This window comes from Undibacterium sp. Di27W (assembly GCF_049340345.1).
Taxonomy (GTDB): domain Bacteria; phylum Pseudomonadota; class Gammaproteobacteria; order Burkholderiales; family Burkholderiaceae_D; genus Undibacterium.
The window spans coordinates 31,067-57,226 of record NZ_JBMPOS010000007.1; the positions used below are offsets into that span (position 1 = coordinate 31,067).

Genomic DNA, 26,160 nt, shown 5'->3' on the forward strand with positions numbered 1-26,160 from the left:
GAGTGAGCGCTAGCGATGCCGTACATGCCGCAGCCTCTTTCCCACCTTAGACTCTGGCGGTTTATTTTCCAGCAGTCGCCCGATATTCAGTGCATCCATCAGTCTGGCTGAGCTGGCTCTGGCGTTCAGCAAGACCAGGGTGGCCTTCTTGCCCGCCATTTTTACACGCATGATGAGGCAACTACCTGCTTCATTGGTAAAGCCGGTTTTGGATAAGAGAACATCCCAGCCTTTTTTTCCAACCAGGCGATTGGTGTTATGGAATTCACGACTACGGCCATCCTTGAGGGAAATCGTGTCCTCACTGTCAGTAGTGATATCGGTAATCTCAGGATACCTTGATGCAGCTTGCGCCATCTTGACCAGGTCCGCTGCTGTCGAGGTGTTTTCTGGTGATAAGCCGGTCGCTTCGCGTATGAAGGTATGTCCCATACCCAGCGCGATCAGTTTGGATTTGACCGCCACCAGGAAGGCGCCATTGCCACCGGGGTAAGTGCGTGCCAGCGAAGCAGCTGCACGATTATCGGAAGACATCAGTGCCAGTTGCAAAGCTTCCCTGCGCGTGATACTTGAGCCTATTGGTACATGGGAACGGCTATGCTTGAGCTGGTCTTTATCCTCTTCTTCTATGGAGATTTTTTCATCCATATTGGCCTTGCTGTCGAGCAGCACCATGGCTGTCATGAGCTTGGTCAGCGAGGCGATGGGGACGACTGCATCAGCATTTTTTGCCAGTAAAACCTGGCCATTGCGCTCATCAACGACAATGGCATTTTGGGAATTCAACTGCATGGCAGACAGGCTGCCACAGTAACACATCAGGACAACAAGCAGCTTGGTCTTCAACATCTGGGCACATCAATTCTGTCACGGGGATTAAACAAATAAGGCTGGCGAAAAATTGCTGCGTTAGTGCCATACAAGCATGGCAGCAGGCTGCAACAACTTTGCGTCAGCATTATAAAACCAGCTGGCATCAAATAGTAAAATTTTAGTAAGATTTTACTGCCAGATACAAGCTGGTTTTCAGGCTATTTTTTAGCACTGTTAACAATTATTTGCCTGAGTAGAGTATATCGGCACGGCGGTTTTCTGCCCAGGATGCTTCATCACTACCCATCGCTCTTGGTTTTTCCTTACCCAAAGAAACTGCTTCCATTTGCGCGTCGGGCACACCCAGCAAAGCCATGGATTTACGTACTGCTTCTGCACGTTTTTGCCCTAAAGCCAGATTGTATTCGCGGCCACCGCGTTCATCGGTATTACCCTGGATCAGGATTTTCTTGCCCTTGTTAACGCTCAGGTTCTTGGCATTGGAGTTAACGACAGGCGCAAATTCAGACTTGACTATGTATTGGTCGAAATCGAAATAGACGCTACGGTTAGCTGCGTCACTAAAACCATTGTTACCTGCTATATCGACAGGAATCACTCTTGTGTCACCTGTGCCAGCACCGCCATTGGCCTGAGGAACAACGACAGCGGGGCCTTTTGTGTTGTCTGCTGTTTTCATGGGCGTACTGCAAGCCGCCAATAAAACAGCTGCCGCTGCCAGGCTGGCAGCACTTTTGATAGTGGTGATTGCACGCATATAAATACTCCTGATTGTCATTGATCGATTGCTGGCTGATGCAAGACCGAAGTCTTGTCATGGATACTGAAGCATTGCCATCTTGCCTTAAGAAACTTAGGCGAATCTTAAAAATACAGGTCCAGGTAATTAAATCGCGTTTTTTCTTAGTTTAATGCATCACATAGATTGCTGTAGGAGCGAATTCAGTCGCGAATGCCTTATACAAACAGAAATGAGCAACACGGCAAAATGATCGCGGCTAAAGCCGCTCCTACGAGCCCAAGGGAATTTTGCTTAAGTCTGCCACTTAATTCGTCAGGGGTGCGCCAGGGCTATTTCCCAGAGTAGATAATATCGGCGCGGCGGTTTTCTGCCCAGGATGCTTCATCGCTGCCTGTGGCTTTGGGTTTTTCCTTACCCATAGAAACTGCTTCCATTTGCGCGTCGGGCACACCCAGCAAAGCCATGGATTTTCGTACTGCTTCTGCACGTTTTTGCCCCAAAGCCAGATTGTATTCACGGCCACCACGTTCATCGGTATTACCCTGGATCAGGATTTTTTTACCTTTGTTGGAGCTCAGGTATTTGGAGTGAGCGTTAACCGTGCCACTATATTCTGTCTTAACTACATACTGGTCGAAATCAAAATAAACGCTGCGCTTTGCCAATGGGCTGTTTGGATTATCCAGTTCATCCCGTATAGGAGCCTTAGGAGGAGTGTCGGGTCCAGGCATTTGTTCAATAAAAGGATCCTTTTCTTTTGCAACTCGATGTGCTTGCTCAGGAGGTTTGATCGGCGTACTGCAAGCTGCCAATAAAACTGCTACAGCGACCAGACCGGCGGCGCTTTTGATTGTGTTGATTGCACGCATGTAAATACCCTCTAAATTTTTAATTGGTCGATTCAGACCTGGCGCATAAGCGAGACGCTACCAGGTGGTGTGAAGCAACGCCATCTTGCCTCAGGAAACTTAGGCGAATATTAAAAACCGCGTCACCACCAATCAAACAGAGAATTTTGTCAAAAATGTGAGCTTTTTTCAGCCTCACAGGGTTGGAGAAGCCGGAAACAGAATAATGACTTCCAGTCCACCCAGGGCTGCATCCGCCAGGCTAATCGTCGCGTGATGACGGTCAGCAATCGCCTTGGCAATGGCCAGACCCAGTCCGCTGCCGCTTTTATTCGTCCCTGCGACACGATAAAAACGGTCAAAGATGCGTTCACGCTCTTCTGGTGCGATGCCATCTCCCGTATCCTGTATGCTGAGACGCACACCGTCCTTGTCATGACTGAGACTGATCTGTACCCTGCCCTCTTCCTGTATATAGCGCACGGCATTATCCAGCAGGTTGCGTATCATGATGCGCAGGCTTTCGCTGTCGCCTTGCATTTCGCCAGGAGTATCCATTTCAGCATTGATGGTGATTTTTCTCGATTGTGCCAAGGGCATGACATCACTGACCGCCTGCTCCACGCAGGTGTTGAGCGCAAGGCTTTGAAAGCTCAGGCTGGCTTGCGAAGTTGGATCTTGCCTGGCCAGGGCCAGTAATTGTTCAACCAGGCGCGAGGCGCGGTCTACGCCGCCTAGCAGGCGCTGAATGGCTTGCTCGTGACTTTTTTCATCCTTGACCCTGCCAAGATTTTGCACCTGCAGGCGCAAAGCGGTGATGGGTGACCTGAGTTCATGGGCGGCATCTGCCACAAAGCGCTGTTGCGATTGTATCGCCAGGCCCATGCGACTCAATAAGGAATTCAATTCTGTCACCAGCAAAGACACCTCCTTAGGTACGCCTTCGGATGATACAGGATCAGTAGAATTGGCATTGCGGTTGGCCAGCTCGCTGCCTATGCGATTCAATGGTGCCAGCACAGAATTGATGCCCCACCAGACTGCGCAAAACAAGAGCAGGGAGACAGGTATCACGGGCCATAAGGTACTCAGTGCAAAGGATATGGCACGGTCCCTGCGTGAAGCCATCTTTTGCGCCACCTGGATGACACGCTTGTTTTCTTCTGCGGCATACACGCGCCAGTCGCCGTTTTCCAGCGTCACTGTTGAATAACCAAGCGCCGCCTGTTTGGGCAGGCTGCGATGCTGGCGCGACTGGTACACCCTGGCACCATCTTCTGACCAGACTTGCACGACAAAATCAAAGTCATCGAGTTCTGTGCCGGGCAAATTATGCCAGTCCACCTGCTCAAAATCTCCGTCCTGCAAGGCCAGTGCCATTTGCTGCATGTGGTAATCAAACAGCTTGTTGGCTTCACCAATAGCCGCATGCAGTGAGCTGGCAAACTGCAAGGCAGCAGCAGCCAGGATGGCAATGCCGAACAAGAGCATCATTTGCAGGCGCAGGGACTTCATACGCTTTTCTCAACCATGCTTTTCTCAACCATATAGCCAACGCCACGCACATTGATAATGAATTTTTGTCCCAGTTTTTTCCGCAGGCCATGGATATATACTTCAACCGCATTGCTTTCTATTTCTGACGTGGCACCAAACAACTGGTCTTCCAGACGGCTGCGCGAGAGTATGGCACCAGGGCGGGCCACCAGGGCATCGAGTATGGTCCATTCGCGGGAAGAAAGTATGACTTGCCCGGCACCGTTAAATACTTGCCTGGTGGTGGTATTGACGACAACCTCGCCGCAGATGTAAGAGGTATCGGCGCGGCCACGGGCACGCCGCACCAGGGCGTGCATGCGCGCAATCAGCTCATCCAGATCAAAGGGTTTGACCAGGTAATCATCAGCACCGGCGTGCAGCCCACGCACCCTGTCAGGCACGGCATCACGGGCAGTCATGACCAGCACGGGCAACGTATCACCACGCTTGCGCAGAGCTTTTAAAATTTCCATGCCGTCACGTTGTGGCAGGCTCAGGTCCAGCAGCATCACATCATAACTATGGAACTGCAAGGCAGTCTCGGCGGCGGCGCCATTGCTGAGCCAGTCAACCAGATTGGCCTCGTTTTCGAGGGCGATCTGTATGTTTTCGCCTATCATGGGGTCGTCTTCGACGAGCAGGACTTTCATGTTTTGTACGCTGGTGATCAATGGAAAAGGAGAGTTGCGTGGATTGTACGTCATGCACAGACATCAAAGATATGCCGCAAATCACTTGACATAGGTCTTCATTTAATCTTTAATTTCTGTAACGACAGAAATTAAAGAAACAAAGGAAATAACATGCTACAAAAACAATCTTCATTGCGTAAGTGGCTGGTACGCTGGCTATATGCCGCGGCCTTTGCACATTTTTTGATAGGTTTGTTGCTGCCCTGGATTAGTACTACGGGTTTGGTCGAAGTCTATCATCAGCTCATAGAAAGCCATTTCTGGCCGCAGGCCGCCCCGGATGCAGCACGCAATATGCAGGTCTGGTGGATGAGTCTGTTTGGTGCCACCGTACAAACCGTAGGCCTGTGGATGGGTGCACTGATTTATTTGGGGAATCAACACCGCAGCCGCTTTGCCTGGCTATGGCTGATGATAGGCATCCTGGTATGGGCACCGCAGGACATGCTGATTTCCATGCAGGCAAATATGCTGGTGAATGTCTGGATAGATGCATTTGCAGTATTGAGCATGATCCCGCCGTTGCTGATCTTATGGAAAATGGATGCGCCTGCAAACGAAAGAAAAGCATGAGCCCATATAGCAAACCCATGCCCTCTGAAGGTGAATTATTCAGGAAAATCCTGGGCAAGGAATGGCTGAAACTGCACCCGGATATCCAGGCCAGGTTTGCCAAGAATCCTGAACCTGGCAAACCGCTGTATTACACCGGTTTACTCAGCGAATTAAGTTGTTCAAGAATAGGCAAACTCCTGGGCCACCTGACCAAACCCCTGATAGCCGGGGCCTTGATCCCGTATACCGATCATGACTTCCCGGTCGATATCATGGTGTATTCCAAGTCGGATTGCCCCTCCATCTTCAAGCAAAGGATATATCGCCTGCATGACAGGCCACCCATACAATTCACTTCATATATGCAGGAAAGTGAAAAAGGCGAAGTACTCGAATATGTGGGCATGGGCCTGGGTATGAAGCTCATCCTGCATGTGCATGAGGGTAATCTCTATTTCACCAGTGATGGTTATTTCTGGGATGTGCTGGGTTATCGGATTCCCATACCCGGTATTTTCACACCCGGCAAAACTTATCTTTGCCATCGCAATGACAGTCCTGAGCAATTCAATATTCGTATAGAAATCAAACATGCCTTGTTTGGCCGCACCTTTACCCAGGTCGGTGTCTTCAAGGAAATTCATCCTGAGGTAGTATCATGAACACGCATTTAATCGCCCTGCAATTAATGGCAGCTCAAGGCTTGCTTGGCGCTTTCGATACCCTGTATCACCATGAATTGACAGAAGCCCTGCCGCAACGCGCCAGCGCCCGTAAAGAACTGGGCATACATGCCACCCGCGCCCTGATCTACAGCCTGCTCTTCGTCGGTTTGTCAGCCTGGACATGGCAAGGTGCATGGGCCATCGTGCTATTACTGGTATTTGGCATAGAGATCATTCTGACCTTGTGGGACTTTGTGATTGAAGACCAGACCAGGCTCTTGCCTGCCACTGAACGGGTGACACACACCATACTTGCCATCAATGGCGGTGCCTTCATTACCCTGTTGATCTTGAATACCCCTGACTGGCTGCATGCGCCAACACAAATGCTGTGGCAACCACAGGGCTGGCTCAGCGTGTTTCTTGCTCTGTGCGGCGTGGGGGTAGGTCTCTCCGGCATACGCGATGGCCTTGCGGCTTTGCGCCTGGGAAGACTATCCGCCAGGGAAAAACAGGCAGCGCCTATCCATTTCAGCGACAAATCGGAACAGGTGCTGGTCACCGGCGCCACCGGCTTTATTGGCAGCTTGCTGGTCAAGGCTCTCTTGGCAAATGGCCAGCAAGTGACCATACTCAGCCGTCAACCCAAACAAGCCTGCTGGAAATTTGATGGCAAAGTCAGGGCCATAGCCAGTATGCAGGAACTGCCAGCCAATCAGCGCGTGGATGTCATCATCAACCTGGCTGGCGAACGCATACTGGGCTGGCGCTGGTCAGAAAAACGCAAAGCCGAGTTGCGCCAGAGTCGTACCGGCCTGACCAGGCAAATCACGGCATGGATCAGTCGCGCAGAGCACAAGCCCAGGCTTTTGCTGGCGGCTTCTGCCATCGGCTATTACGGCATACAAGCACTGGGCGATGATAGGGAACTCGATGAAACTGCGCCGCCACAAGCCATCTTCATGTCTGAGTTATGCCAGGAATGGGAACAGGCCAATCAGGCTGCCGCTCAGCATGGTGTCAAGGTCGCCAAACTGCGTCTGGGAGTAGTGCTGGGCCAGCAGGGTGCACTGGGCATGATGCTTTTGCCCATCAAGCTGGGCGTGGGCGGTGCATTAGGCAGTGGCAAACAATGGCAATCGTGGATACATGTCTATGATGTGCTACGCGGCATTGCCCATGTCTGGCAACATGAAGCTACACTGAACCATGACAATGCCATCAGCTTCACGGCTCCACAAGCTGTCAGGCAAAAGCAGTTCAGCCAGGTTGCCGCCAGGGTCTTGCACAGGCCCAGCTTTTTCCCGACGCCAGGCTGGCCCATGCGACTGGCTCTTGGTGAACAGGCAGATTTGCTGCTGGAAGGCCAGCGCGTCGTACCCAGGCGCTTACTTGAGTCAGGCTTTGTATTTAGCTACCCAGACTTAGGTATGGCCCTGACTGAACTGGCTTAAGAAACGATAAGGATGCTGTTAGACTATTGCTTTTAAGATATCCATCCTCGCTTGCTATGTCTACATCTATCATCCGAATATCTGCCAGCAAGTACATGCATATGTGTGCATTGCTGCTGAGTTTATCCTTGCTGGCAGCAACACCTGGCATAAGCCGGGCGCAAGATGGCAGGTTACTTGACACAAGTACGGTAGAGTTAAAAGAAGAAGATTTAAAAAAACTGCAAGCAAACATACCCGACCTGCCACAAATCCTGGCTGCAGTTGATATACAAGCCATCACTTATCTGAGCGATGGCTTGAAGATCAAGGGCTATATGCTGTCACCCAGGGTTGGCAGCAAACTACCGGCCATCATCTTCAATCGTGGTGGTAATGGCACGCTGGGAGCAGTCACCGACACTGCTGCGGCGGCAGTATTAGCCCGCATCGCGTCCTGGGGTTATGTGGTGGTAGCCAGCAATTACCGTGGCAGCATGGGTAGTGAAGGCAAGGATGAGTTTGGCGGCAGGGATGTCAATGACGTCCTCAATCTGCTGCCTTTGCTAAAAGAAAATCCACAAGTCGATAGCAGCCGCATAGGCATGGTTGGGCGCAGCCGCGGTGCCATCAATACCTACCTGGCCTTAACCAGGACCGATCAGATTACCGCCGCCGTCGTGGATGCAGGCGTCACAGATCTGAGCGGCATGCTCAAGGACAGGCCGGAGATGGGGCAAGTGCTGGAAGACTTGATACCCGACTATGCCAAAGACAAAGCCGCAGCTGAGGCCAGCCGCTCTGCCATCTTATGGGTGGATAAACTGAACAAGAAAACTCCCTTGCTGTTGACGCAAGGCAGTGCCGACTGGCGTGTCAACCCTGCCCGTACACTGACCATGGCCAGCAAGCTGTTGGAAAACAAGCATCCATTTCGCCTGGTCATGTTTGATGGTGGCGACCATTCCCTGACTGAACATAGGAAAGAAGCGGATCGTCTCATGCGAGAATGGCTGGATCGCTATGTACGCGATAAAGAAGCTTTACCAAACCTGGAGCCACATGGCCGCTGAATGACTGAAAACTGGGAAAACATAGATGGCAGGCAGAAAGCAAATCAAGAATCTGGCTGCAGGCCTGGCCAGCTCATTTAATAGCCGCAACAACGACCTCGCTGGTTACTGGGCGATAGGCAAGCTTTGCAGTTTTGCCCTTGCGCAGTCGGTGACTGTGATACAGCTTGATGTGTTAAACATCGCATGTATGCCTGCGAGTACTGCGTTTGACGCTGTCATGCATGACTACAGAGTGAAACTGGCAGCACGCATGACAAGACAGGAACTCCCGCCAAGCTGGCTGGAAAAAGTAGAGATAGTCATCAATTTCCTGCCAGACCATGACAAAGACATGGACTATTTTCGTTACGGCTCTGGCAATCCTTATATCGTCACTGTCAACCTGACTACAGATTTAGGTGAACAATATAGCAGCAAGGCTGGTGGCAAATGTCACCCTCATGATCCTTTGAGAGAAAGCAAGCGCGCCTGAGTACAGAAAACATCTGGCTTGAAATTGTATACAAAATCCCCATCTGCCTCTTCAATTCAAGGAGCAAGCCATGTTCTTCCTACGTCATCCTCAACCTGTCAGGCCCAGAAAAGCCGTACCTGAACTACAGGTCAGCAGCCAAAGCCAGGCAACTGATACCAGGACTATTGTCGTTGCACATAGCGCCAAGGACTTGCAGACGCTGCAAATGCAGGTAAAAGACAAGATTTCTGGCAAGAGCAAATAGAGTATAAAAAAACTGCGACTTTCCGGGAAGTGTTAGAAAGTCGCAGAAAAGCACAAAACTGGTGTAATCAGACAGCGGCTCGCTTCCTTGCCTCTTCTTCATATAATTCTTTTTTCGATAATTTCCCTACCGGGGTTTTCGGCAACTCTGCGCGTATATCCATGGCTTGCGGCATCTCATGCTTGCCCAGCCGGTCTTTGAGGAAGTCTTTCAATTCATCAAAACTGAAAGCAACCTGCCCTGCCTTGAGTTTGATAAAGGCCTTGGCAGCCTGCCCGCGATAAGCGTCGGGAATGCCAATGACGCTGACTTCAGCTACCGCCGGGTGTTCATAAATTGCTTCTTCGATATTGCGTGGATAAACGTTATACCCCCCTGAGAGGATCATGTCCTTGGTGCGGTCGACGATATACACGAACCCGTCGGCATCCATATAACCCACGTCACCGGTGCGGAAGTAAGCATCCGCAGTGAAGGCTTCACGAGTAGCATCTGGTTTGTTCCAGTAGCCCTTCATGATATTCGCCCCAGCCACACAGATTTCACCACGCTCACCCAAGGCCACTTCCTGGCGTGGGTCATCAATACTGACAAATTTAAAGCTGATACCGGGTGTAGGCAAACCGCAAGAGCCCGTCTTGCGCACGCCACCCAGAGGCGTGAAAGTGCCGGTAGGTGAAGTCTCGGTCATGCCCCAGCCTTCGAGCAGGGTGCAGCCAGTCACCGCCTGGAATTGCTGCAACACTTCTGCAGGCAAAGGTGCGCCGCCAGAATTACAAAACTTCAAAGCGCTGAGATCATATTCCCTGATCTGCGGATGATTGATGATGGCGGTGTACATGGTAGGCACGCCCGGGAAGACGGTGATCTTCTTGTTTGCCAGATCCTTGACCACGGCATCTGCATCAAAACGAGTATGCAAGACTATCTCTGCCCCCAGGCGTATGCCAAACAACATATCCACCGTCAGGGCATAGATGTGGAATAAGGGCAGCACAGCCAATACTTTTTCCTTGCCCTCTTCCAGTACCCGCGGCTCGATATTGGTGGTTTCCATGATCTGACTGCAAGCTGCGGTCAAGTTGCCATGGGTGAGCATTGCGCCCTTGGGCAAGCCAGTGGTGCCACCGGTATATTGCAGGGTAGCGATGGCATCTTTCGGGTCTATGGCAGCGATGGGCGTGTAGTCACCATCATTGTCCAGCAGCTTGGCGAATAGTAAATGTTGCGCATCGTCGGGTATAACACTCAACTGCGCTGCCTTGTCCAGGTTGGCCCTGACTGCATCAGGATAAGGCGTCATTTCCGGGATATTGCCTATGATGAGTTTTTGCAGCCGCGTATGTCCCAGCATCTTGGCCATTTGCGGGTACAGCATGGTCATGTCCAGCGTCACCAGCATATCGGTATGGCTGTCAGAGATTTTATGCTCCAGCACTTTCTCGGCATCCAGCGGCGAGTAATTCACGACTGTGCCACCAGCCTGCAAGATGGCAAAGAAGCTGATCACGTAATGCGGTGTATTCGGTAAATACAGGCCCACATGCACACCTCGCTTCACACCCAGTTGCTGAAAGCCTTTGGTAGCCTGGTTCACCAGTTTTTGCAATTCTGCATAGCTGGTTTTCTTGCCCATGAATTCCAGTGCGGGCAAGTCCGGCCATTTAGCGACGGCATCATGCAGTAATTGTGGCACGCTGCTGATGGGCAGGTTGGCGTCCCAGTGTACGCCTGCGGGGTAAGATTTGATCCAGGGAGTGTCGCGCATTTTTGTCTCTCTATTTATAAGAATAATTTGAAAATGTCAGCCAACCAGGAAGTTAACGTCGGAAAAGCCCCGGCCTCCGAAGAGGAAAGAGCTGCCCGGCAACTGCCGTTCCATCAAACGCATCAAGCAAAAAATAAGCAGTCAATGATTTATTTCTTCTCCGTATACTTTTTTAATTCCATCTTGCCGATTTGATTCCTGTGCACTTCATCCGGGCCATCGGCCAGGCGCAATGTTCGAGCTTGGGCGTATGAATATGCCAGACCAAAATCGTCAGATACGCCGCCACCGCCATGCGCCTGTATCGCCCAGTCGATGACCTGGCAAGCCATGGTCGGTGCTGCCACCTTGATCATGGCAATTTCTTTAGCTGCTGCCTTGTTGCCTACCGTGTCCATCATCTGTGCGGCATTCAAGACCAGGAAACGTGCCTGGTCGATGAGAATGCGGGCATTGGCAATGCGCTCCAGCGTCACGCCCTGCTCTGCCACCCGTTTGCCAAAAGCCACGCGTGTCAAAGAGCGTTTGCACATATCTTCCAGCGCACGTTCTGCCAGACCAATGAGACGCATGCAGTGATGGATGCGACCAGGTCCCAGGCGGCCCTGGGCAATTTCAAAACCACGGCCTTCACCCAGCAAGATATTGGATGCGGGTACACGTACGTTTTCAAACAAGACTTCGCCATGACCATGCGGCGCATCGTCATAACCAAATACCGGCAAGGCGCGCAGGATGGTCACGCCTGGTGTATCGCGTGGCACGATAATCATGGATTGCTGCTTGTGACGATCAGCATTATCAGGATCACTCTTGCCCATGAAGATAAACACTTTGCAGCGTGGATCATTGGCACCGGACGACCACCATTTGCGACCATTGATGACATATTCGTCACCATCACGCACTATCGATGATTCAATATTGGTGGCATCAGACGAGGCGACTGCGGGTTCTGTCATGGCGAAGCAGGAACGGATTTCGCCACGCAATAAGGGCTTCAACCATTGTTCCTGATGCTCAGGCGTGCCATAACGGGCAAACACTTCCATATTGCCGGTATCAGGTGCCGAGCAATTGAATACTTCTGGTGCCCAGACGGCGCGGCCCATGATTTCGCACAGAGGTGCGTATTCCAGGTTAGTCAAACCTGCGCCATGACCAGATTCAGGCAGGAAGAGATTCCACAGGCCAGCATCGCGGGCCTTGGCTTTCAGTTGTTCAACCACCTTGGTCGGTATCCAGGCATTGCCTGCCTTGCGGTTGGCAGCGATCTCACCAAAGAAAGTTTTTTCATTTGGATAGACGTGCTCGTCCATGAAGGCGATCAGGCGTGCCTGCAAATCTTTGACTTTGGGGCTGTATTGAAAATCCATGATGTGTCCTTTTTCCTTGTTTGCTCGGTTTTCTTAAATGGACATACTTATGTCCGCTTCACTTTCTTTGCAGCTCAATATTGCGCGCTGTCAGTAAGGCTGTTGCGCATAAAACTTCTTCGCCATTGCGTACAGAAAAAACTTCTGCGGCGCTGACGGTCAACAACTTGCTGTGTGAAACGACTCGCCCACGTGCCAGCAATTTTTCACCATCGGCGGGTGCGACTATCTTCAAACTACAATCGATACTGGCATTGATCCAGCCTGCTGGTAACAGAGTGCCAGCGGCAGAGACGCCAGCAAAATCTGCGGCGGCAAAGATGGCTGTGGCCTGCATCTTCCCTGGTACGAAACTGAGTTCTTCGCGACAGGCAATCTCCAGTTCCACTTCACCCGGCGCTATCTTTAAAAATTCTATCCCCAGCCATTTCGCCATGGGCATGGCCAGCACCAGCACCTTCAGTTGCGCTGCGTAATCTGGATTACTTGCTACATATGCCGGTTTCATGATCGTGTCTTGTTTGTTGTCGCACTAGCTAACGAGATAACCACCATCAACATTGATGCAGGCACCTGTCGTATAGCTGGATGCATTCGATGCCAGGTACAAGACCGTGCCAGCCATTTCATCGGGTTCGGCAATGCGTTTCATGGGTATGCGGGTCAGCGCCCTTTCGAGGATGACGGGGTTGTGGAACAGGGCCGAGGCAAACTTGGTATCGGTAGCACCTGGCAGCAAGGCATTCACACGGACACCCATGGGCGCACATTCCTGTGCGAAGGATTTGGTCATGGCGATGACTGCTGCCTTGGTGATGGAGTAAATCCCCTGCATGGCACCTGGGACCACGCCATTGACGGAAGCCACATTGATAATGCTGCCCCCGCCATGTTTTTCCATCAGTTTGGCACCGGCTGAAGACATGAAGAAATAGCCGCGTATATTGACATCAACGGTCTTCTGGAAGGCGCTGACATCGGTCTCGGTGATATGTCCGAAATGCGGGTTGGTAGCAGCATTATTGACCAGAATATCGAGCTTGCCATGAGTGGCTGTAATGTCGGCAAACAGGGCATCAATCTGCGCCATTTCACCTATATGGCAGGCACGTGCTTCTGCCTTGCCACCAGCAGCAATAATCGCAGCCACCACGGCTTCGCAAGCTTCTGCCTTGCGGCTGCTTACAATGACATAGGCACCGTTGGCAGCCAGGGTTTTGGCGACGGCTTCACCTATGCCACGGCTGGCACCTGTGACCAGTGCGACCTTGCCGGTCAAATCAAACATTGCTGTCATCTGTCTCTCTCGTTTCTCTTATTTCTTTAAACGTAGGTGATTGCTTTGGGATTGTTCAATACTTCAAGGTGTGAAAAATTATTCAGGTAAGCCAGTGCGGGACGCAATACGCCTTCTGCTGTTGCCTGCAAATGAAAACGAGTGACCCCACTGTTCACCAGCGACCAGTTGAGTTCAGCGAAACGTGGATCAGGAAAGCCTAATACATGCTGGCATAAGGCTGAGATCGTGCCGCCAGACGTGAAGACGACAATGTTCTTGGCATCATCAGTTATCGCCAGTTGCTTGTGCATGGCAGTAACACAGCGCTGGCGAAATGCATGCCAGCTTTCTACATACTCAGCATCATGCTCGCCTGACATCCAGCGGCTGATGGCATGGGCAAAAATATCCTGGAAGGCTTGCTTGCCATTTGGCGTATTCATGAGGAAATGCTTGACCGCTGCCGGATCATCAAAAGCTGGCACATGCCGCGCCAGCACTTCATGATGGTTGTATTCATTGAAACCGGCATCGCTATGCCAGACTGAGGTATCGAGTGCATCGACATCTTGTTGCAGCATTTCAGACAAACAGGCTTGCGCAGTTTGCTGGTGACGTTTCAGCGCACCAGTGACGACACGTGATACCTGCATATCACGCTCTGCCCACCAGCGGCCCAAGTGCCTTGCCTGCTGTTCACCCAGTTCAGACAATTGGTCATAGTTCTGGCTACCGAATGAAGCCTGCCCATGCCTGACCAGATATAAAGCTGCCATTTGTTCCTCTGTGAGATATCACTTATAAATTGATGAACAAAGTGTAAGCCTGGGTCTATAATTGATCAAATGAATAGTTATTATCCATATTAATTAATTCCATGCATTTATCCCGCGTCGATTTAAACTTGTTCACCGTCTTTGTTGCTATCTACACCGAGGGCAGCGTGACCCGCGCCAGCCAGCAACTGAACCTGACCCAGCCTGCCATCAGCCATGCGCTGAACCGCCTGCGGCAACTCTTCAACGACCCTTTGTTTGTACGCCAGGGGCAGATGATGGTCTCGACCCCGCTGGCACGCAGCATCATAGAACCGGTGCGGCAAGCCTTGCGCGGGCTGGAAGTGACGTTGACCGAGAATGACAAGTTTGATCCTTCACTGGCGACCAAACAGTTCAACCTTGCCCTGCGCGATGTATTGGAGTCGACTGCCCTGCCGCCATTAATGGAAAGCATCACGCGGCAGGCACCACAAATCAATCTGGCAGCGATACAGGTGGAAAGGCGGGAACTGGTTAGTGAACTGGCCGCGGGCAGCCTCGATCTGGCGATTGATATGCTGTTGCCATTGCCAAATGAGATACATCGCCAGATGGTCGTACAAGGTAATACCGTTGTACTGGCCAGGCGTGATCACCCAGTCATACAAGGCGAGCTGGATCTGGACACCTATATGCAGGCCGAACACATACTGGCCAGTTCAAGGCGTAAAGGCATGGGTCTGGAAGATTTTGAGCTGAGCCGCCTGGGCCTGCAAAGACGCATACGCCTGCGCTGCCAGCATTATTTTGCTGCCTGCAGGGTCGTCAGCCAGACTGATTTACTGCTGACTATGCCGGAAGGCTATGCACGTATCGCGAATGAACAATTTAACAATCAGATCTTGCCGCTGCCCACCGCCATGCCTTCATGGGATGTGTATTTGTACTGGCACCAGAATGTGGAAAATGATCCTGCTAATCGCTGGCTAAGGCAGCAAGTGATAGAGGCGTTTCAGGATCAGACAGTGTGATAGCGCAAAGTCGTGCAAAGCCATGGGCTGGGTTAGTCCAGCACCAGGCAAGGTACTTCAGGATGATTTATTTGCCAGCCTTGGGCTCGTCTGGCAACAGACAGGCATCGACAATTTGCAAATCATTATCTTTGGCAAAGCTAAGGACAAAATGATAAGCCAGCGGCTCGATTTCACGTATGGCTTCATTGACCACGACAGAACGCACGCCATTCAACAATATTGGCCGCACATAGGGTGAATATTGCAAGTGGGAGTTCCTGCCGCCGTCAGGGCTGAAACAGGACATGGCTCCGCACAGGCGCTCTGCCCAATCGCTGGGGCGAAATTGTTTGCCATCACTGGTTATACCCTGGATGAAAAACTCGCGGACTTGTTGCGTTTTTGTGGATTCGGCCATGTGCTCGGCTTGCTGAAGCAAGAGTGAATTAAGCTAGACATCATTATGTGAAATCAAGCTTTCAATATACTTCCATATTATATCTTATAGAAGACTTGAATCAAAACCGTCGCCACTGATATATCTGGCTTTGATGCAAAGCATGCAATCTTACTCTGCCAATATAGTGCATTTTACGGCCTAGTAAAGAAAAGAGCGGACCCCAGCTTATTTGATTGACAACCCTTTGACAGCTTACATGTTTAAATTGACACGCATGATTTGTCACTGTTCATGAATAAAATACAAGACGGCTGATGAGCGGATGGCTTGCTGTTGCTGTTGCTGTTGCTGTTGCTGTTGCTGTTGCTGTTGCTGTTGCTGTTGCTGTTGCTGTTGCTGTTGGGTTTGACTTTGGGGTTGCTGTTGTTTTTGACGTTAGCAGTTCCCATGTGTAGCCGCCGTTTGTGCGGCACAGAAAATGGAAAAAGAAGAGCCGCTGTCTGAGCGAAGCGAGTTTCGGATCTTCCCATTTTTTGTACCGCATAAACGGGAACCCCCTTTAGGGGGCGGCTACGCCTGGGTCGCCTTTCTTTGAATACGTTCTTTGGCGACGCAAAGAAAGTATTTCGGCCGCCGGGCCGAGACCCGGCCTGGTTCTACGAAGGGCAATCGCTTTAATCAAAGTACGGCAATGCAAGAACGCCACTAGAGCTCCGGCTTTCATAGTGACGAATACGTGCTTGATAAGCCCAGTGTTGGGCTGATAAAGCGTAGCCCAACCTACGAGTTGTTGATGTTGGGTTTGTTTTTGACTTTCAGCAGTTCCCATGTGTCGACGCCGTTTGTGCAGTGCAAAAAATGAAAAAAAAGGACCGCTGTCTGAGGTGTAGCAGGAGTTTCGTGCAGCATGCTACACGCCTGCCTAACGGCAATCGCTTGCAAGCGATTGTGCGCCCTGCAAGGGTAGCGAGTTTCGGATCTTCCCATTTTTTGTACTGCACAAACGGGAACCCCCTTCAGGGGGATGTTGGCAGGGTTTCGCAAAGCATGCTTTGCGCTGACAACATCTAAGCCGCTTGTAAGCGGCGCAGTGGAATCGATGCCTGGGTCGCCTTTTTGGCCGACCTTTTTTGGCGAGACAAAAAGGTGGGTAGTCGCCGGTCTACCATCGGCCAGCGATCGTAAATTACGGGCGCAAGTATTGGAAAATCAAATCGCTCAAAACACCGCGATTCAGATTTAATACACTTAACGATGTACCACGAACGCCGCTGGAGCGCCAGCCCGGTGGATTCCAGCCAAACCCACGCTGGAATGACCTAGCTTGGGGAATGAATATATCGACCATTTGAGCTTCGACGCAGGTAATTCTTATAGCACTTGACACAATCAATTACACATCCCAGACAAAATCACCAGCCATTGCACTACTGTTATCGTCAAACAAAACTCCCCGTACCTCACAAACTAATAATAAACCTCGCCCCACCACCCACACTAGCCGCATACCTCACCGTCCCTCCATTACCCTGCACTAGCTGCCTGACCAGAGCCAAACCTATGCCACTGCCATGCTCACGGGTAGAAAAGAAAGGCGTGAAAATGTGCGCGATCAAATCCTTGGGTACTCCCGGCCCATTGTCACTGACTTCTATGCGCAAGCGTGAACCACGACTGAGCTGCACGCGTATGCTGACGATGGCGGGCTGGACGATCGCTGTCGCCTCAAAGGCATTTTTGATGAGGTTGATGAGTGCCTGCTCCAGTTGCGCAGGGTCAAGCATGGCTTCCAGATTGGCGGGTGCTACACTGAATTGCACTTCCCCACCTCTGGCTTGCCACATGGGGCTGACCAGTGAAGATATGCGTGCCAGCAAAGCCTGCAATGGCACTCTTTCAGTCTGAGCGATGGGTACATTTGCCAGGCTGCGATAGCTGCCAACAAAATTGACCAGGCCATGTGCACGCCTGCTGATGGCATCCATTGCCAGCACCAGGTCGGCGGTGCTTTGCTGAGGCAATTGCAGATCACTCAACATGTCTTGCGCAGTGCTGGATAAAGAAGCAACAGGTGTCAGCGAATTCATAATTTCATGCGTGAGTACGCGTATGAGTTTTTGCCAGGCCTGTTGCGCCTCCATTTGCAGCTCTGTCTCTACCGGCATCAATGCAACGATGAGTTGTGTCTGGCTTTGCAAGGTGAGACTACTGCTGGCCAATAAGGCGCGCTCCTGGCCTTGCTCTGTTTCAAAACAAATCATGCTGCGCTTGCCCAGCGCCTGGACAATAATCTGTTCATAAAGCTGGCTGACCTCAACCACACGGCCAGGTGCGATCAGGCGGCGCGCATTGCCATTCAATGGGCTGACTTTTTTCTCATGCCCTTTACTCTCTACACAAAACAAGGCAATGGGTGCGTGTTCCAGCTGGCTTTCCAGGGTCAGTACCACTTGCTGCAGACCGTCGCGCTGCGTAGCTGGCGGTAAATAGCCAGCGTCTGGTCTGGCCTGAGGCGCAGCAAGGCCAGCCAGGCCCAAAGTGAACATCAGTAAACCAGCAATAGCCAGCAGGGCAAAGACGATAGACCAGCGCAGTAACTGCTGACTTTGTCCGGCAGTATGCAGATACGTCATGGCCGCAGCAGCGCTGACGATAATCAGCATGCCGCAGATACTCAGCAATTTCCTGCGCCAGGCCACATTCAGCTCAAATGTCATGCTTTTCCAGCTTGCGGTAGAGTGCGGCACGACTCAGACCCAGCAATTTAGCGGCCTGGCTGATATTTCCTTCTGCCTTGCTCATGGCATTGGCAATGGTTTCGCGCTCCAGTGCGGCCAATGTATATTCAGGGCTGGTAATAATGGTTTCTGTTACCTCTACTCGCGCCACTGGTATGGCAGGTGGCTTTATCTCGCCAGTGGTTGCCGACGGCAAGCCAAAATCTGCCAGCATATAGTTTTCCTGGGTCGCCAGTATGACGGCTCTCTCACAGGCGTGACGCAGTTCCCTGACATTGCCAGGCCAGGCATAGGCAGACAGCGCTGCCACGACATTACCATCGATATTTCTTGCAGGTCTTTGATATTGCTGCTGATAGCCATGCAGGTAATGCGCCAGCAGCAAAGGGATATCAGTCACCCGCTCACGCAATGCGGGTATACGCAGGACAATGGTATTCAGGCGAAACAAGAGGTCAGTGCGAAACACAGTGGCATCGAACAGACTTGTTTCACTGAGATTAGTCGCGCTGATGATACGCACATTGATTTTCTCAGCCCTGTCTGCGCCTATGGGAGTGACTTCGCGGCGCTCCAGCGCATGCAGTAATTTTGCCTGCGCCCCCAGGGGTAGATTGCCAATTTCATCGAGAAAAAGTACGCCGCCTGCAGCAGTTTGAAAACGCCCTGCCCGATCTTGTCTGGCATCGGTGAATGCCCCTTTTTTGTGGCCATACATTTCGCTTTCAAAAGTCGACTCGGGTATGCTCCCCATATCGACTGGTAAAAATGTCGCCTCCCTGCGCGCAGAATGCTGATGTATGGCACGCGCCACCAATTCCTTACCTGCGCCGTTTTCCCCCAGAATGAGGACATTTGCTTCAGTCGGTGCCACGCTCCTGATGATGGATTTCAACTCGCGCATGCTGGCTGCATGCCCCATCAATTCAGGAAAATCCTCATCCTGCAAAGACAGGTCTTGCTTGCCATAGCGACTGGCTGCACTCTGGACTGCGGCCACCAGTCTTTCATTATTCCAGGGCTTGGTAATAAAGTCGCTGGCACCGCGCTTCAAGGCTTCTACAGCTAGCGGGACATCGGCATAGGCCGTCATCATAATGACGGCTGGGGCCGGATTGAGTGCGCGCAACTGATTCAACAAAGCCAGCCCCTCGGCACCGTCTGTGCGGCCTGGCGTGAAGTTCATGTCCAGTAAAACCACATCTGGCATCACCGCTTGCAGGCTGTTACTCAATTGCGCAGTATCGGTCAGGGTACTGACATGCTGGCAATGCCTGCGCAATAAGAGTTGAGCTGCACATGCAACATCAGGATCATCGTCAATGATGAGTATGGAAGTATTGAGTGCCGGGTTTGGTGCAGTAATGGAGGCTGGCATGAAGAGAATGAAAGAAACTCAGGTCAACAAACGCGGGTAAATATGATTTGAACCCATTGTAATCCTGCATGCTGGCTGCGGCAAACAAAGCCAGGGGTTTACAGACTTAAACTGGCCCCGGGTGGACAGGTACTTTACTTTGTCCATTTATGAACAGAGATAGTGTACGAAAACGGACACTCAGAGTTCACTTGGCACGCAGCTTGGGAATATGCGTTGCGGGCAGGAGCAAAGCATGCAGGAACTTGCTCTTTTTAACCAGACTCAATAAGAGTAGAGGCAGCAGCAATCCTGCCAGTAATGCCAGACTGGCATTCAGATAATCAATTGAAGACCAGCGTGACAGGATGGTAAATACCTTCCACTCTATCCACGAATGAAAAATCATGATGAATAAACTACTGGTACCCAGGTAAGCCAGTGCCCTGCCCAATTTACCAGCGTATTGCAAACAGGTCGATACCGACAAGAGCAGATAAATACCCAGCAATGCCTGGGCAGTTGATATCCACCAGTTGCCATACAGGCGCATATTCAAATCTATGGTTTCATCGAAAAAGAAGTGCAGGGCTGCAAACAGGAATAGTGCAATGGCAAATACCCAGGGCTGGAAGCTAAAACGCATGACATGCTCATGCATGACATAGCCGAGCAAGATGAAGGCAGTGCTGATGCCGATCAAGTCCAGGCTCCAGGGCAAGCCGGGAAAATTACTTTGATGGTTACCCAGCCAGAGATTCAGACTGGTAAATTGTTGCACATCCAATAGACTTAGCATGCGCGTTACTACTATCCCCGCAGCCAGCAAGATGACCATACAAATCACTGGCAAGACTAGCCCTGCATGCAGGCGATTTGCCAGGTGCAAGACCAGCCAGGCCAGCAGTATGGCCAAAAACAAATGCGGCAAATACCAGAGCGGCACCCACTCTATGGTATTGCCCGTCGCATACAGCATGCCCAGCAAATAGCTGCGTGCATCCACGCCCGACAAGACTATACGCGCCAGCCCCCAGGCAGACAATACGACAAAGAAAGGCTTCAGCAATGCATCGGCCTTGAAGGACAGAAAATCCCTGAAAGCAGTATCGTGGTGCAGGACAGCCCCGGACAAAAAGAAAAACAGGGGCATGTGAAAGGAAAAGATGATGCGAAACAGCTCGCCATGATCATGAGCGATGATCCAGTTATGCCCAAGGACCACCAGGATAATACCCAGGCCCTTGGCGATATCAATGCTGGTATTTCGCTCGGACATAGACCTCCATCATAGACTTCGATTAAGGAAATGCGACTGAATCTATTTTGTACTACTTTTGCACATCATAAGTCAGGCTGGCCTGCCAGTCTTCTCGCAGCAAGGAATGTACTGCGGCTGTGACTGGTACACCGCCAACCATGAGGCGATTGCGGGCCATACATTCAAGTTGCGCACCAAGTTTTTTTGCAACAGCGATACTGTTGACATTAGCTTCTGCAGCAACTATCTCTATACGGTTGAAACCCAGCTCCCTGAAGCCAGCATTCGCCAGCAAAATGGCGGCTCTGGTGGCGATGCCCTGTCCTTGACTGGATTGCCTGATCCAATAACCAAGATTGCAGTAATTGTGCAATTTGCTGATCATGTTCAAGCCTGCACCACCCAGCAATACCTTGCCATCTTCGCTGAAAATACCAAACTCAAAGGCCGTAGCTTCTTCCCGCGCTTTATCGCATGCGGCAAACCAGTCACGTGCGTGATCGCTATTAAATTCTGCGTGGCACCAGCCCATCCAGCGACCTACGGTTGCTACTGATTCACGGACCACTGCAGCAAACACATCAGCGTCTTCAGACTCACAGGCGCGCAGGCAAATACCAGGGGCAGTGATTTTTTTCATTATAAATAATTAATACTCGTATATGACAAGTATAGCCTGATCAATCCCCCCTGCGATGATGTGTCTGGGCAAAAAAAAGCCCTGCATTTAACAGGGCCAGTTTTTTTAAATCCATTTTGCGAAAGATAATAATAACAGCAACAGCATCCATAATAACAAGGCTCGCCAAACCAGGCCAACTGCGCTTTGCAAGGCACGCGGCGAAGCCTCTGCACCTGGCTGGCTTTCCAGTTCCAGGCTATCGACATCAACGGCTGTGGCATCGGCCTGCAAGACCATGGCTTTCTCTTCTGGCTCACCCAGGCGTACACCAAGCGCACCGCCACCAGCGGAAAGGATAATCCCCACCAATTCATCCGACCAGCGATCAGCATAATTGCGCCAGGAATAGACAGCATCCTCAAAATTGCCAACCACGGCAAAGGCGACTGCTGTCAGGCGGGCTGGTATCCAGTCTATCCAGTAAAAGACCTTGGCCGCATAGATACCGAATTCTTCATTTTTCATGTGCTCAGGCTCATTCCAGGCACGCGACAAATATTCTGCAGCGCGATACATGACTGCACAAGCAGGGCCAACCGGCATCAAAAACCAGAAGAACACGCCGAATACATTGCGGTGGGTAGCGATCAACGAGCGCTCTACGGCAAGTCGCGAAATTTCTGAGACTTCCATGCCAGTAGTATCAAGATGCGTCCATTCCGCCAGATAGCGTCTGGCAGCATCTTCATCACCAGAACTGAGTGCCAGTTGTATAGAAGTGAAATAATGACTATAGCGGCGGAAACCCAGAGTCAGATAAACGATGAGTACATTCCACAACAAGGCAGCAAACTGGTTAAAGTGGTAGCACAACCAGTAAATCAGGGCGGTTGGCACTGTCAGCGAGGCAATCACTATCCACCAACCCAGACGGCCATGCTTGACCTTGCCTGCATTGTAGGATGCTTCTATTTTGTCTGCCAATGTCTGGATTTGCGTATAGATGGGGTTATCTGCCCGCAAGGGCTTGAGCTGCTCAATCAACAGCGCTAACAGAATGGAAATAAAGGTCATGGTAGACTGGGCTTATGTTGCAGCGCAATGCTGCAAACAATCAATTTGCAAATGCGGCAAGTGTAAACCGATTTGCCCAGATTATGAAGCTTTGTTCTAGTGCTCTGAGTTATTAATTCATTCAATAACAAATCTGGAGAAATCGTTACGAGGCAAGGAGCAAAGCACAGCAAGGCTGGTGCCTTGCACGCATTTGAGATGCAGTATCGTGGCGATTTTCGCCGGATTTGTTGTATAAATTAGTAACTCAGGGCAGTATATGCAAGAGTTTAGTGGTCATGCGCGCAGGAAATGAAACAGATTGCGCAGCATACCCGCCGTTGCTCCCCAGATAAAATGCTGTTGGTAGGGCATGGCATAAAAATGCCGCGTACCTGCATTGTCTGGCAAATCAAAGCTTCTACGTTGATGATTTTTAGCATCCATCAAAAACTCCAGCGGCACTTCAAAAATCGAGGCCACTTCTGAAGGATCTGTACGTACCGGAAAACCAGGCATGATCAAGGAGACGATGGGGCTGACCTGGTAGCCGGTGCCAGTTTTGTATTCTGGCAGGTGGCCCAGGATTTCAACATATTCACGTTGCAAGCCAATTTCTTCTTCTGCTTCACGCAGGGCCGTTGTGACAGGATCAATATCCTCTTCCTCAAAACGCCCTCCAGGGAAGCTGATTTGCCCAGGATGATGGTTCAGGTGTGCTGCACGCTCAGTCAGCAGTATGGTCAGGCCTTCATCGCGCATGACGATGGGTATCAATACAGAAGCTGGTCGGAAAGGCAGGTTTTTTGAAAAAAAACTCTCATCGACCACTTCTGGCGTCCACTCTCGTTGCTGCAAGAAGCGCTGGCGCAACCAGGCTGGCGACAAATGCTCAGCGGGCACAGCTGTTTCTTTACCAACTGAGTGTATAGGAAAAGCCTGAGGATCAAAAACTGGTTTGCTCACGATACAGTGTAATTTTCTTGTTGTTGGACATATTTTGCCTTTGCCCGGACAATAAAAAAAGGATGCCTGAGCATCCTTTTTCAATACGGCAAGACCAGATATTACTCTGCTTTTGCTGCAACAACTTTACGTGCTGGCAATTTCTCTTTGATACGAGCAGATTTACCAGAGCGTTCACGCAGATAGTACAGTTTTGCACGACGTACATCACCGCGACGTTTCACTTCGATAGAAGCGATCAGTGGGGAGTACAACTGGAATGTACGCTCAACGCCTTCGCCGGAAGAAATCTTACGGACGATGAAGTTGGAATTCAAACCACGGTTACGACGGGAGATAACTACGCCTTCGTAAGCCTGTGCACGTTTGCGAGTACCTTCAACAACGTTGACGCTCACAACTACTGTATCACCTGGCGCAAAGTCAGGGATGCTCTTGCCGAGGCGAGCAATTTCTTCTTGCTCTAATTTTTGGATCAGATCCATTTTTTACTCCTATGACCATCTTGCCGACGCTGCAGAATCTGGTTCTGGCTAATGCCCGGTAGAGGATGGGGTTTAACATGTGAATCATTGAAGATTCACGCTTATATATTTCAGCTCAAGAGCTGAAAATTACTACAAACTGCTTAAAAACTTTTCGTCGGCACGGCTTAACAAGCCTGCCGCACGCGCTGCGATGATTAAATCCGGGCGCTTTAACTGACTGGCTTCCAGTGCACGCTGACGCCGCCACTTTTCGATTTCGGCATGATTACCGCCCATTAACACAGCCGGCACAGCCTGATCTTCAAAGACTTCTGGCCTGGTGTAATGCGGGCAATCCAGCAAACCATTGACAAAACTGTCCTGCACTGCCGAGGCGTCATCATGCAAGACGCCAGGGATTTGCCGTATGACAGCATCCATCAGGGCCATGGCTGGCAATTCACCGCCAGATAAAACAAAATCGCCCAGGCTGATTTCTTCATCGACGTAATTATCCAGCAGACGCTGATCCACTGCCTCATACCTGCCACATAACAAGACCAGACCCGGCGTTGCCGCCAGTTGCATGACCTTTTCATGCGTCAGCGGCTTACCCTGTGGTGACAGATAGATCACTTTGGGTGCCACTGCAGACAAGGCAGTCTGGCGGGCCTTGGCAGACTCGATTGCGGCCTGCAAGGGTTTTGCCAGCATCACCATACCCGGGCCACCGCCATAAGGCCGGTCATCCACAGTACGATGCCTGTCAGTCGTAAAATCACGCGGATTCCACAGCTTTAATTCGCATTTTTGTTGCTCGAAAGCCCGCCTCGTTACACCTGATTGTGTAATGGCAGCGAACATTTCGGGGAACAATGTAATGACATCAAACTGCATGTTCATGCCTTCTGAGAACCTATTTACGATCTTACTGCGCGAGCGTGATCGGGGCTCATGTGCTGCTCAAAATGCTCATGTACTTAAGTACATTCCGCTTTTTGCGCTGCTCTTCACCCCGCTGACGCACGCTCGCTACAGATCGCAAACAGGTTCTGAGTTCATCACCTTAATAATCACTACCCCAGTCGACCTGGATTTTGCCTGCTTTTTGATCAACTTCCTTGACGAAAGCCTCTACAAAAGGAATCAGACGTTCGTGTTTCGCCAATTCATTTTCCGGTACATCCGCTGCCGCCACCCGTAAAATCGGATGCGCACCGTTGTCCATCAAATCCCTGACCACACCTAAATTCTCACCCTGAAGATTATCCACCTGCAAACCTATCAGATCGAGCCAATAGAATTCACCGGACGCCAAAACAGGAAAATGCTTGCGAGAAATTTGTACAGTCGCACCTTTCAGTGCTTCTGCGGCATTTCTGTCAGGCACACCCACCAGCCGCGCAACCACGTCTTCCCCCTGGATTTTAACTTCCAGACGGTCAACATCACGCAACTCAGGCTTATCCAACCACCAGGTTTTTACTGACATCAATGCGTCAGCATCAGCAGAATAAGGACGTATCCTTACCCAGCCGTGAATACCAAATGCTCCCGAGATATAGCCAACCAGGACCAGATCATCAGGAGCATGGACTGCAGCAGTCATAAATAAAGCTTAGCAGCGATTAAGCTGCTGCTTTACCGGACTGAGCTACCAGGCGAGCAACTGCTGGAGACAATTGAGCGCCAACACCTTGCCAGTAAGCCAGGCGATCAGCTGCAACGCGTACTGTTTCTGCATTGCCAGTAGCTACTGGGTTATAGAAACCGATGCGCTCGATAAAGCGACCATCGCGACGATTACGAGAATCAGTTGCAACGATGTTGTAAAAAGGGCGCTTTTTTGCGCCACCACGAGCTAAACGAATAACGACCATAATATTTCCAAAAAATGTCTGAACGCGGAAAAAGCTGTAGATTATAGCCCGCTTCTTGAGCAAGTCGCAAGAACTATCCCACTTTTCGCTTGCACAGCCCTATTTTTATCTGTCAGCGT

The 26,160-nt window shown here is 50.9% G+C and carries 29 protein-coding genes; 7 read left to right on the forward strand and 22 right to left on the reverse strand.

What is annotated here, in order from left to right:
* Nucleotides 1–9: 9 nt before the first annotated feature.
* The 5 genes from ACO0LF_RS15290 to ACO0LF_RS15310 form a co-directional block, all read right to left on the reverse strand.
* Nucleotides 10–849 (reverse strand): serine hydrolase, encoded by an 840-nt coding sequence (locus tag ACO0LF_RS15290; protein ID WP_423015379.1) that lies wholly within the window; start codon nucleotides 847–849, stop codon nucleotides 10–12.
* Between the two features lie 205 nt (nucleotides 850–1,054).
* On the reverse strand, nucleotides 1,055–1,591 hold the full coding sequence (gene pal, locus ACO0LF_RS15295; RefSeq protein ID WP_423015381.1) for a peptidoglycan-associated lipoprotein Pal: 537 nt from the start codon (nucleotides 1,589–1,591) through the stop codon (nucleotides 1,055–1,057).
* A gap of 314 nt (nucleotides 1,592–1,905) precedes the next feature.
* Nucleotides 1,906–2,445, reverse strand: a complete 540-nt coding sequence (gene pal, locus ACO0LF_RS15300) for a peptidoglycan-associated lipoprotein Pal (RefSeq protein ID WP_423015383.1) — start codon at nucleotides 2,443–2,445, stop codon at nucleotides 1,906–1,908.
* Nucleotides 2,446–2,619: 174 nt separating this feature from the next.
* Complete coding sequence (locus tag ACO0LF_RS15305; RefSeq protein ID WP_423015385.1) at nucleotides 2,620–3,939, reverse strand: ATP-binding protein; 1,320 nt, start codon at nucleotides 3,937–3,939, stop codon at nucleotides 2,620–2,622.
* A complete protein-coding gene (locus tag ACO0LF_RS15310) occupies nucleotides 3,936–4,613 on the reverse strand; it encodes a response regulator (protein ID WP_423015387.1) in 678 nt (225 codons plus the stop codon). Before ACO0LF_RS15310 ends, ACO0LF_RS15305 begins: the two co-directional genes overlap by 4 nt.
* Nucleotides 4,614–4,766: 153 nt before the next feature.
* On the opposite strand from ACO0LF_RS15310, the gene ACO0LF_RS15315 reads away from it, so the two are divergent.
* The 6 genes from ACO0LF_RS15315 to ACO0LF_RS15340 all read left to right on the forward strand — a co-directional run bounded on the left by ACO0LF_RS15315 (nucleotide 4,767) and on the right by ACO0LF_RS15340 (nucleotide 9,103).
* A complete protein-coding gene (locus tag ACO0LF_RS15315; protein WP_423015389.1) occupies nucleotides 4,767–5,228 on the forward strand; it encodes a cell division protein in 462 nt (153 codons plus the stop codon).
* On the forward strand, nucleotides 5,225–5,872 hold the full coding sequence (locus tag ACO0LF_RS15320; RefSeq protein ID WP_423015391.1) for a DUF4166 domain-containing protein: 648 nt from the start codon (nucleotides 5,225–5,227) through the stop codon (nucleotides 5,870–5,872). Before ACO0LF_RS15315 ends, ACO0LF_RS15320 begins: the two co-directional genes overlap by 4 nt.
* The gene (locus tag ACO0LF_RS15325; protein WP_423015393.1) at nucleotides 5,869–7,329 is read left to right on the forward strand and encodes a TIGR01777 family oxidoreductase; all 1,461 of its coding nucleotides are present in this window, start codon (nucleotides 5,869–5,871) and stop codon (nucleotides 7,327–7,329) included. The genes ACO0LF_RS15320 and ACO0LF_RS15325 overlap by 4 nt, the downstream gene beginning before the upstream one ends.
* A gap of 95 nt (nucleotides 7,330–7,424) precedes the next feature.
* Nucleotides 7,425–8,381: an alpha/beta hydrolase family protein gene (locus tag ACO0LF_RS15330; protein ID WP_423015395.1), complete on the forward strand. Its 957-nt coding sequence runs from the start codon at nucleotides 7,425–7,427 to the stop codon at nucleotides 8,379–8,381.
* Nucleotides 8,382–8,406: 25 nt separating this feature from the next.
* A complete protein-coding gene (locus ACO0LF_RS15335; RefSeq protein ID WP_423015397.1) occupies nucleotides 8,407–8,856 on the forward strand; it encodes a hypothetical protein in 450 nt (149 codons plus the stop codon).
* 70 nt (nucleotides 8,857–8,926) lie between these two features.
* Entirely contained in the window at nucleotides 8,927–9,103 is a 177-nt protein-coding gene (locus tag ACO0LF_RS15340) for a hypothetical protein (RefSeq protein WP_423015399.1), read from the forward strand.
* Between the two features lie 67 nt (nucleotides 9,104–9,170).
* On the opposite strand, the gene ACO0LF_RS15345 is transcribed toward ACO0LF_RS15340, so the two are convergent.
* The 5 genes from ACO0LF_RS15345 to ACO0LF_RS15365 all read right to left on the reverse strand — a co-directional run bounded on the left by ACO0LF_RS15345 (nucleotide 9,171) and on the right by ACO0LF_RS15365 (nucleotide 14,302).
* Entirely contained in the window at nucleotides 9,171–10,871 is a 1,701-nt protein-coding gene (locus ACO0LF_RS15345; protein ID WP_423015401.1) for a long-chain-fatty-acid--CoA ligase, read from the reverse strand.
* Nucleotides 10,872–11,020: 149 nt separating this feature from the next.
* A complete protein-coding gene (locus tag ACO0LF_RS15350; protein WP_422980063.1) occupies nucleotides 11,021–12,247 on the reverse strand; it encodes an acyl-CoA dehydrogenase in 1,227 nt (408 codons plus the stop codon).
* Between the two features lie 58 nt (nucleotides 12,248–12,305).
* Nucleotides 12,306–12,755 carry a PaaI family thioesterase gene (locus ACO0LF_RS15355; protein WP_423015403.1) on the reverse strand — a complete coding sequence of 150 codons (450 nt, stop codon included), beginning with the start codon at nucleotides 12,753–12,755 and terminating at the stop codon, nucleotides 12,306–12,308.
* Between the two features lie 24 nt (nucleotides 12,756–12,779).
* Nucleotides 12,780–13,544 (reverse strand): SDR family oxidoreductase, encoded by a 765-nt coding sequence (locus tag ACO0LF_RS15360; protein ID WP_423015405.1) that lies wholly within the window; start codon nucleotides 13,542–13,544, stop codon nucleotides 12,780–12,782.
* A gap of 26 nt (nucleotides 13,545–13,570) precedes the next feature.
* Nucleotides 13,571–14,302, reverse strand: coding sequence for a histidine phosphatase family protein (locus ACO0LF_RS15365; protein WP_423015407.1), 732 nt, complete (start codon nucleotides 14,300–14,302; stop codon nucleotides 13,571–13,573).
* 101 nt (nucleotides 14,303–14,403) lie between these two features.
* On the opposite strand from ACO0LF_RS15365, the gene ACO0LF_RS15370 reads away from it, so the two are divergent.
* Nucleotides 14,404–15,315, forward strand: a complete 912-nt coding sequence (locus ACO0LF_RS15370; RefSeq protein WP_423015409.1) for a LysR family transcriptional regulator — start codon at nucleotides 14,404–14,406, stop codon at nucleotides 15,313–15,315.
* 67 nt (nucleotides 15,316–15,382) lie between these two features.
* On the opposite strand, the gene ACO0LF_RS15375 is transcribed toward ACO0LF_RS15370, so the two are convergent.
* The 12 genes from ACO0LF_RS15375 to rpsP form a co-directional block, all read right to left on the reverse strand.
* Complete coding sequence (locus tag ACO0LF_RS15375; RefSeq protein WP_423015411.1) at nucleotides 15,383–15,715, reverse strand: DUF3579 domain-containing protein; 333 nt, start codon at nucleotides 15,713–15,715, stop codon at nucleotides 15,383–15,385.
* Between the two features lie 271 nt (nucleotides 15,716–15,986).
* Nucleotides 15,987–16,241, reverse strand: coding sequence for a hypothetical protein (locus ACO0LF_RS15380; protein WP_423015413.1), 255 nt, complete (start codon nucleotides 16,239–16,241; stop codon nucleotides 15,987–15,989).
* A gap of 916 nt (nucleotides 16,242–17,157) precedes the next feature.
* Nucleotides 17,158–18,414: a sensor histidine kinase gene (locus ACO0LF_RS15385; protein WP_423015415.1), complete on the reverse strand. Its 1,257-nt coding sequence runs from the start codon at nucleotides 18,412–18,414 to the stop codon at nucleotides 17,158–17,160.
* Complete coding sequence (locus tag ACO0LF_RS15390) at nucleotides 18,404–19,813, reverse strand: sigma-54-dependent transcriptional regulator (protein WP_423015417.1); 1,410 nt, start codon at nucleotides 19,811–19,813, stop codon at nucleotides 18,404–18,406. Before ACO0LF_RS15390 ends, ACO0LF_RS15385 begins: the two co-directional genes overlap by 11 nt.
* Nucleotides 19,814–20,000: 187 nt before the next feature.
* Nucleotides 20,001–21,071 (reverse strand): acyltransferase family protein, encoded by a 1,071-nt coding sequence (locus ACO0LF_RS15395; RefSeq protein ID WP_423015419.1) that lies wholly within the window; start codon nucleotides 21,069–21,071, stop codon nucleotides 20,001–20,003.
* Nucleotides 21,072–21,123: 52 nt separating this feature from the next.
* Entirely contained in the window at nucleotides 21,124–21,693 is a 570-nt protein-coding gene (locus ACO0LF_RS15400) for a GNAT family N-acetyltransferase (RefSeq protein WP_423015421.1), read from the reverse strand.
* A 105-nt stretch (nucleotides 21,694–21,798) separates the two neighbouring features.
* The gene (locus ACO0LF_RS15405; protein WP_423015423.1) at nucleotides 21,799–22,749 is read right to left on the reverse strand and encodes a CobD/CbiB family protein; all 951 of its coding nucleotides are present in this window, start codon (nucleotides 22,747–22,749) and stop codon (nucleotides 21,799–21,801) included.
* Between the two features lie 276 nt (nucleotides 22,750–23,025).
* On the reverse strand, nucleotides 23,026–23,694 hold the full coding sequence (locus ACO0LF_RS15410; protein ID WP_423015425.1) for a CoA pyrophosphatase: 669 nt from the start codon (nucleotides 23,692–23,694) through the stop codon (nucleotides 23,026–23,028).
* Nucleotides 23,695–23,795: 101 nt separating this feature from the next.
* Nucleotides 23,796–24,179: a 50S ribosomal protein L19 gene (gene rplS, locus ACO0LF_RS15415; protein WP_186954768.1), complete on the reverse strand. Its 384-nt coding sequence runs from the start codon at nucleotides 24,177–24,179 to the stop codon at nucleotides 23,796–23,798.
* A gap of 132 nt (nucleotides 24,180–24,311) precedes the next feature.
* Entirely contained in the window at nucleotides 24,312–25,058 is a 747-nt protein-coding gene (gene trmD, locus ACO0LF_RS15420; RefSeq protein ID WP_423015856.1) for a tRNA (guanosine(37)-N1)-methyltransferase TrmD, read from the reverse strand.
* A 169-nt stretch (nucleotides 25,059–25,227) separates the two neighbouring features.
* The gene (gene rimM / locus ACO0LF_RS15425; RefSeq protein ID WP_423015428.1) at nucleotides 25,228–25,770 is read right to left on the reverse strand and encodes a ribosome maturation factor RimM; all 543 of its coding nucleotides are present in this window, start codon (nucleotides 25,768–25,770) and stop codon (nucleotides 25,228–25,230) included.
* Between the two features lie 19 nt (nucleotides 25,771–25,789).
* On the reverse strand, nucleotides 25,790–26,041 hold the full coding sequence (rpsP, locus tag ACO0LF_RS15430) for a 30S ribosomal protein S16 (RefSeq protein ID WP_110255824.1): 252 nt from the start codon (nucleotides 26,039–26,041) through the stop codon (nucleotides 25,790–25,792).
* Nucleotides 26,042–26,160: the final 119 nt, after the last annotated feature.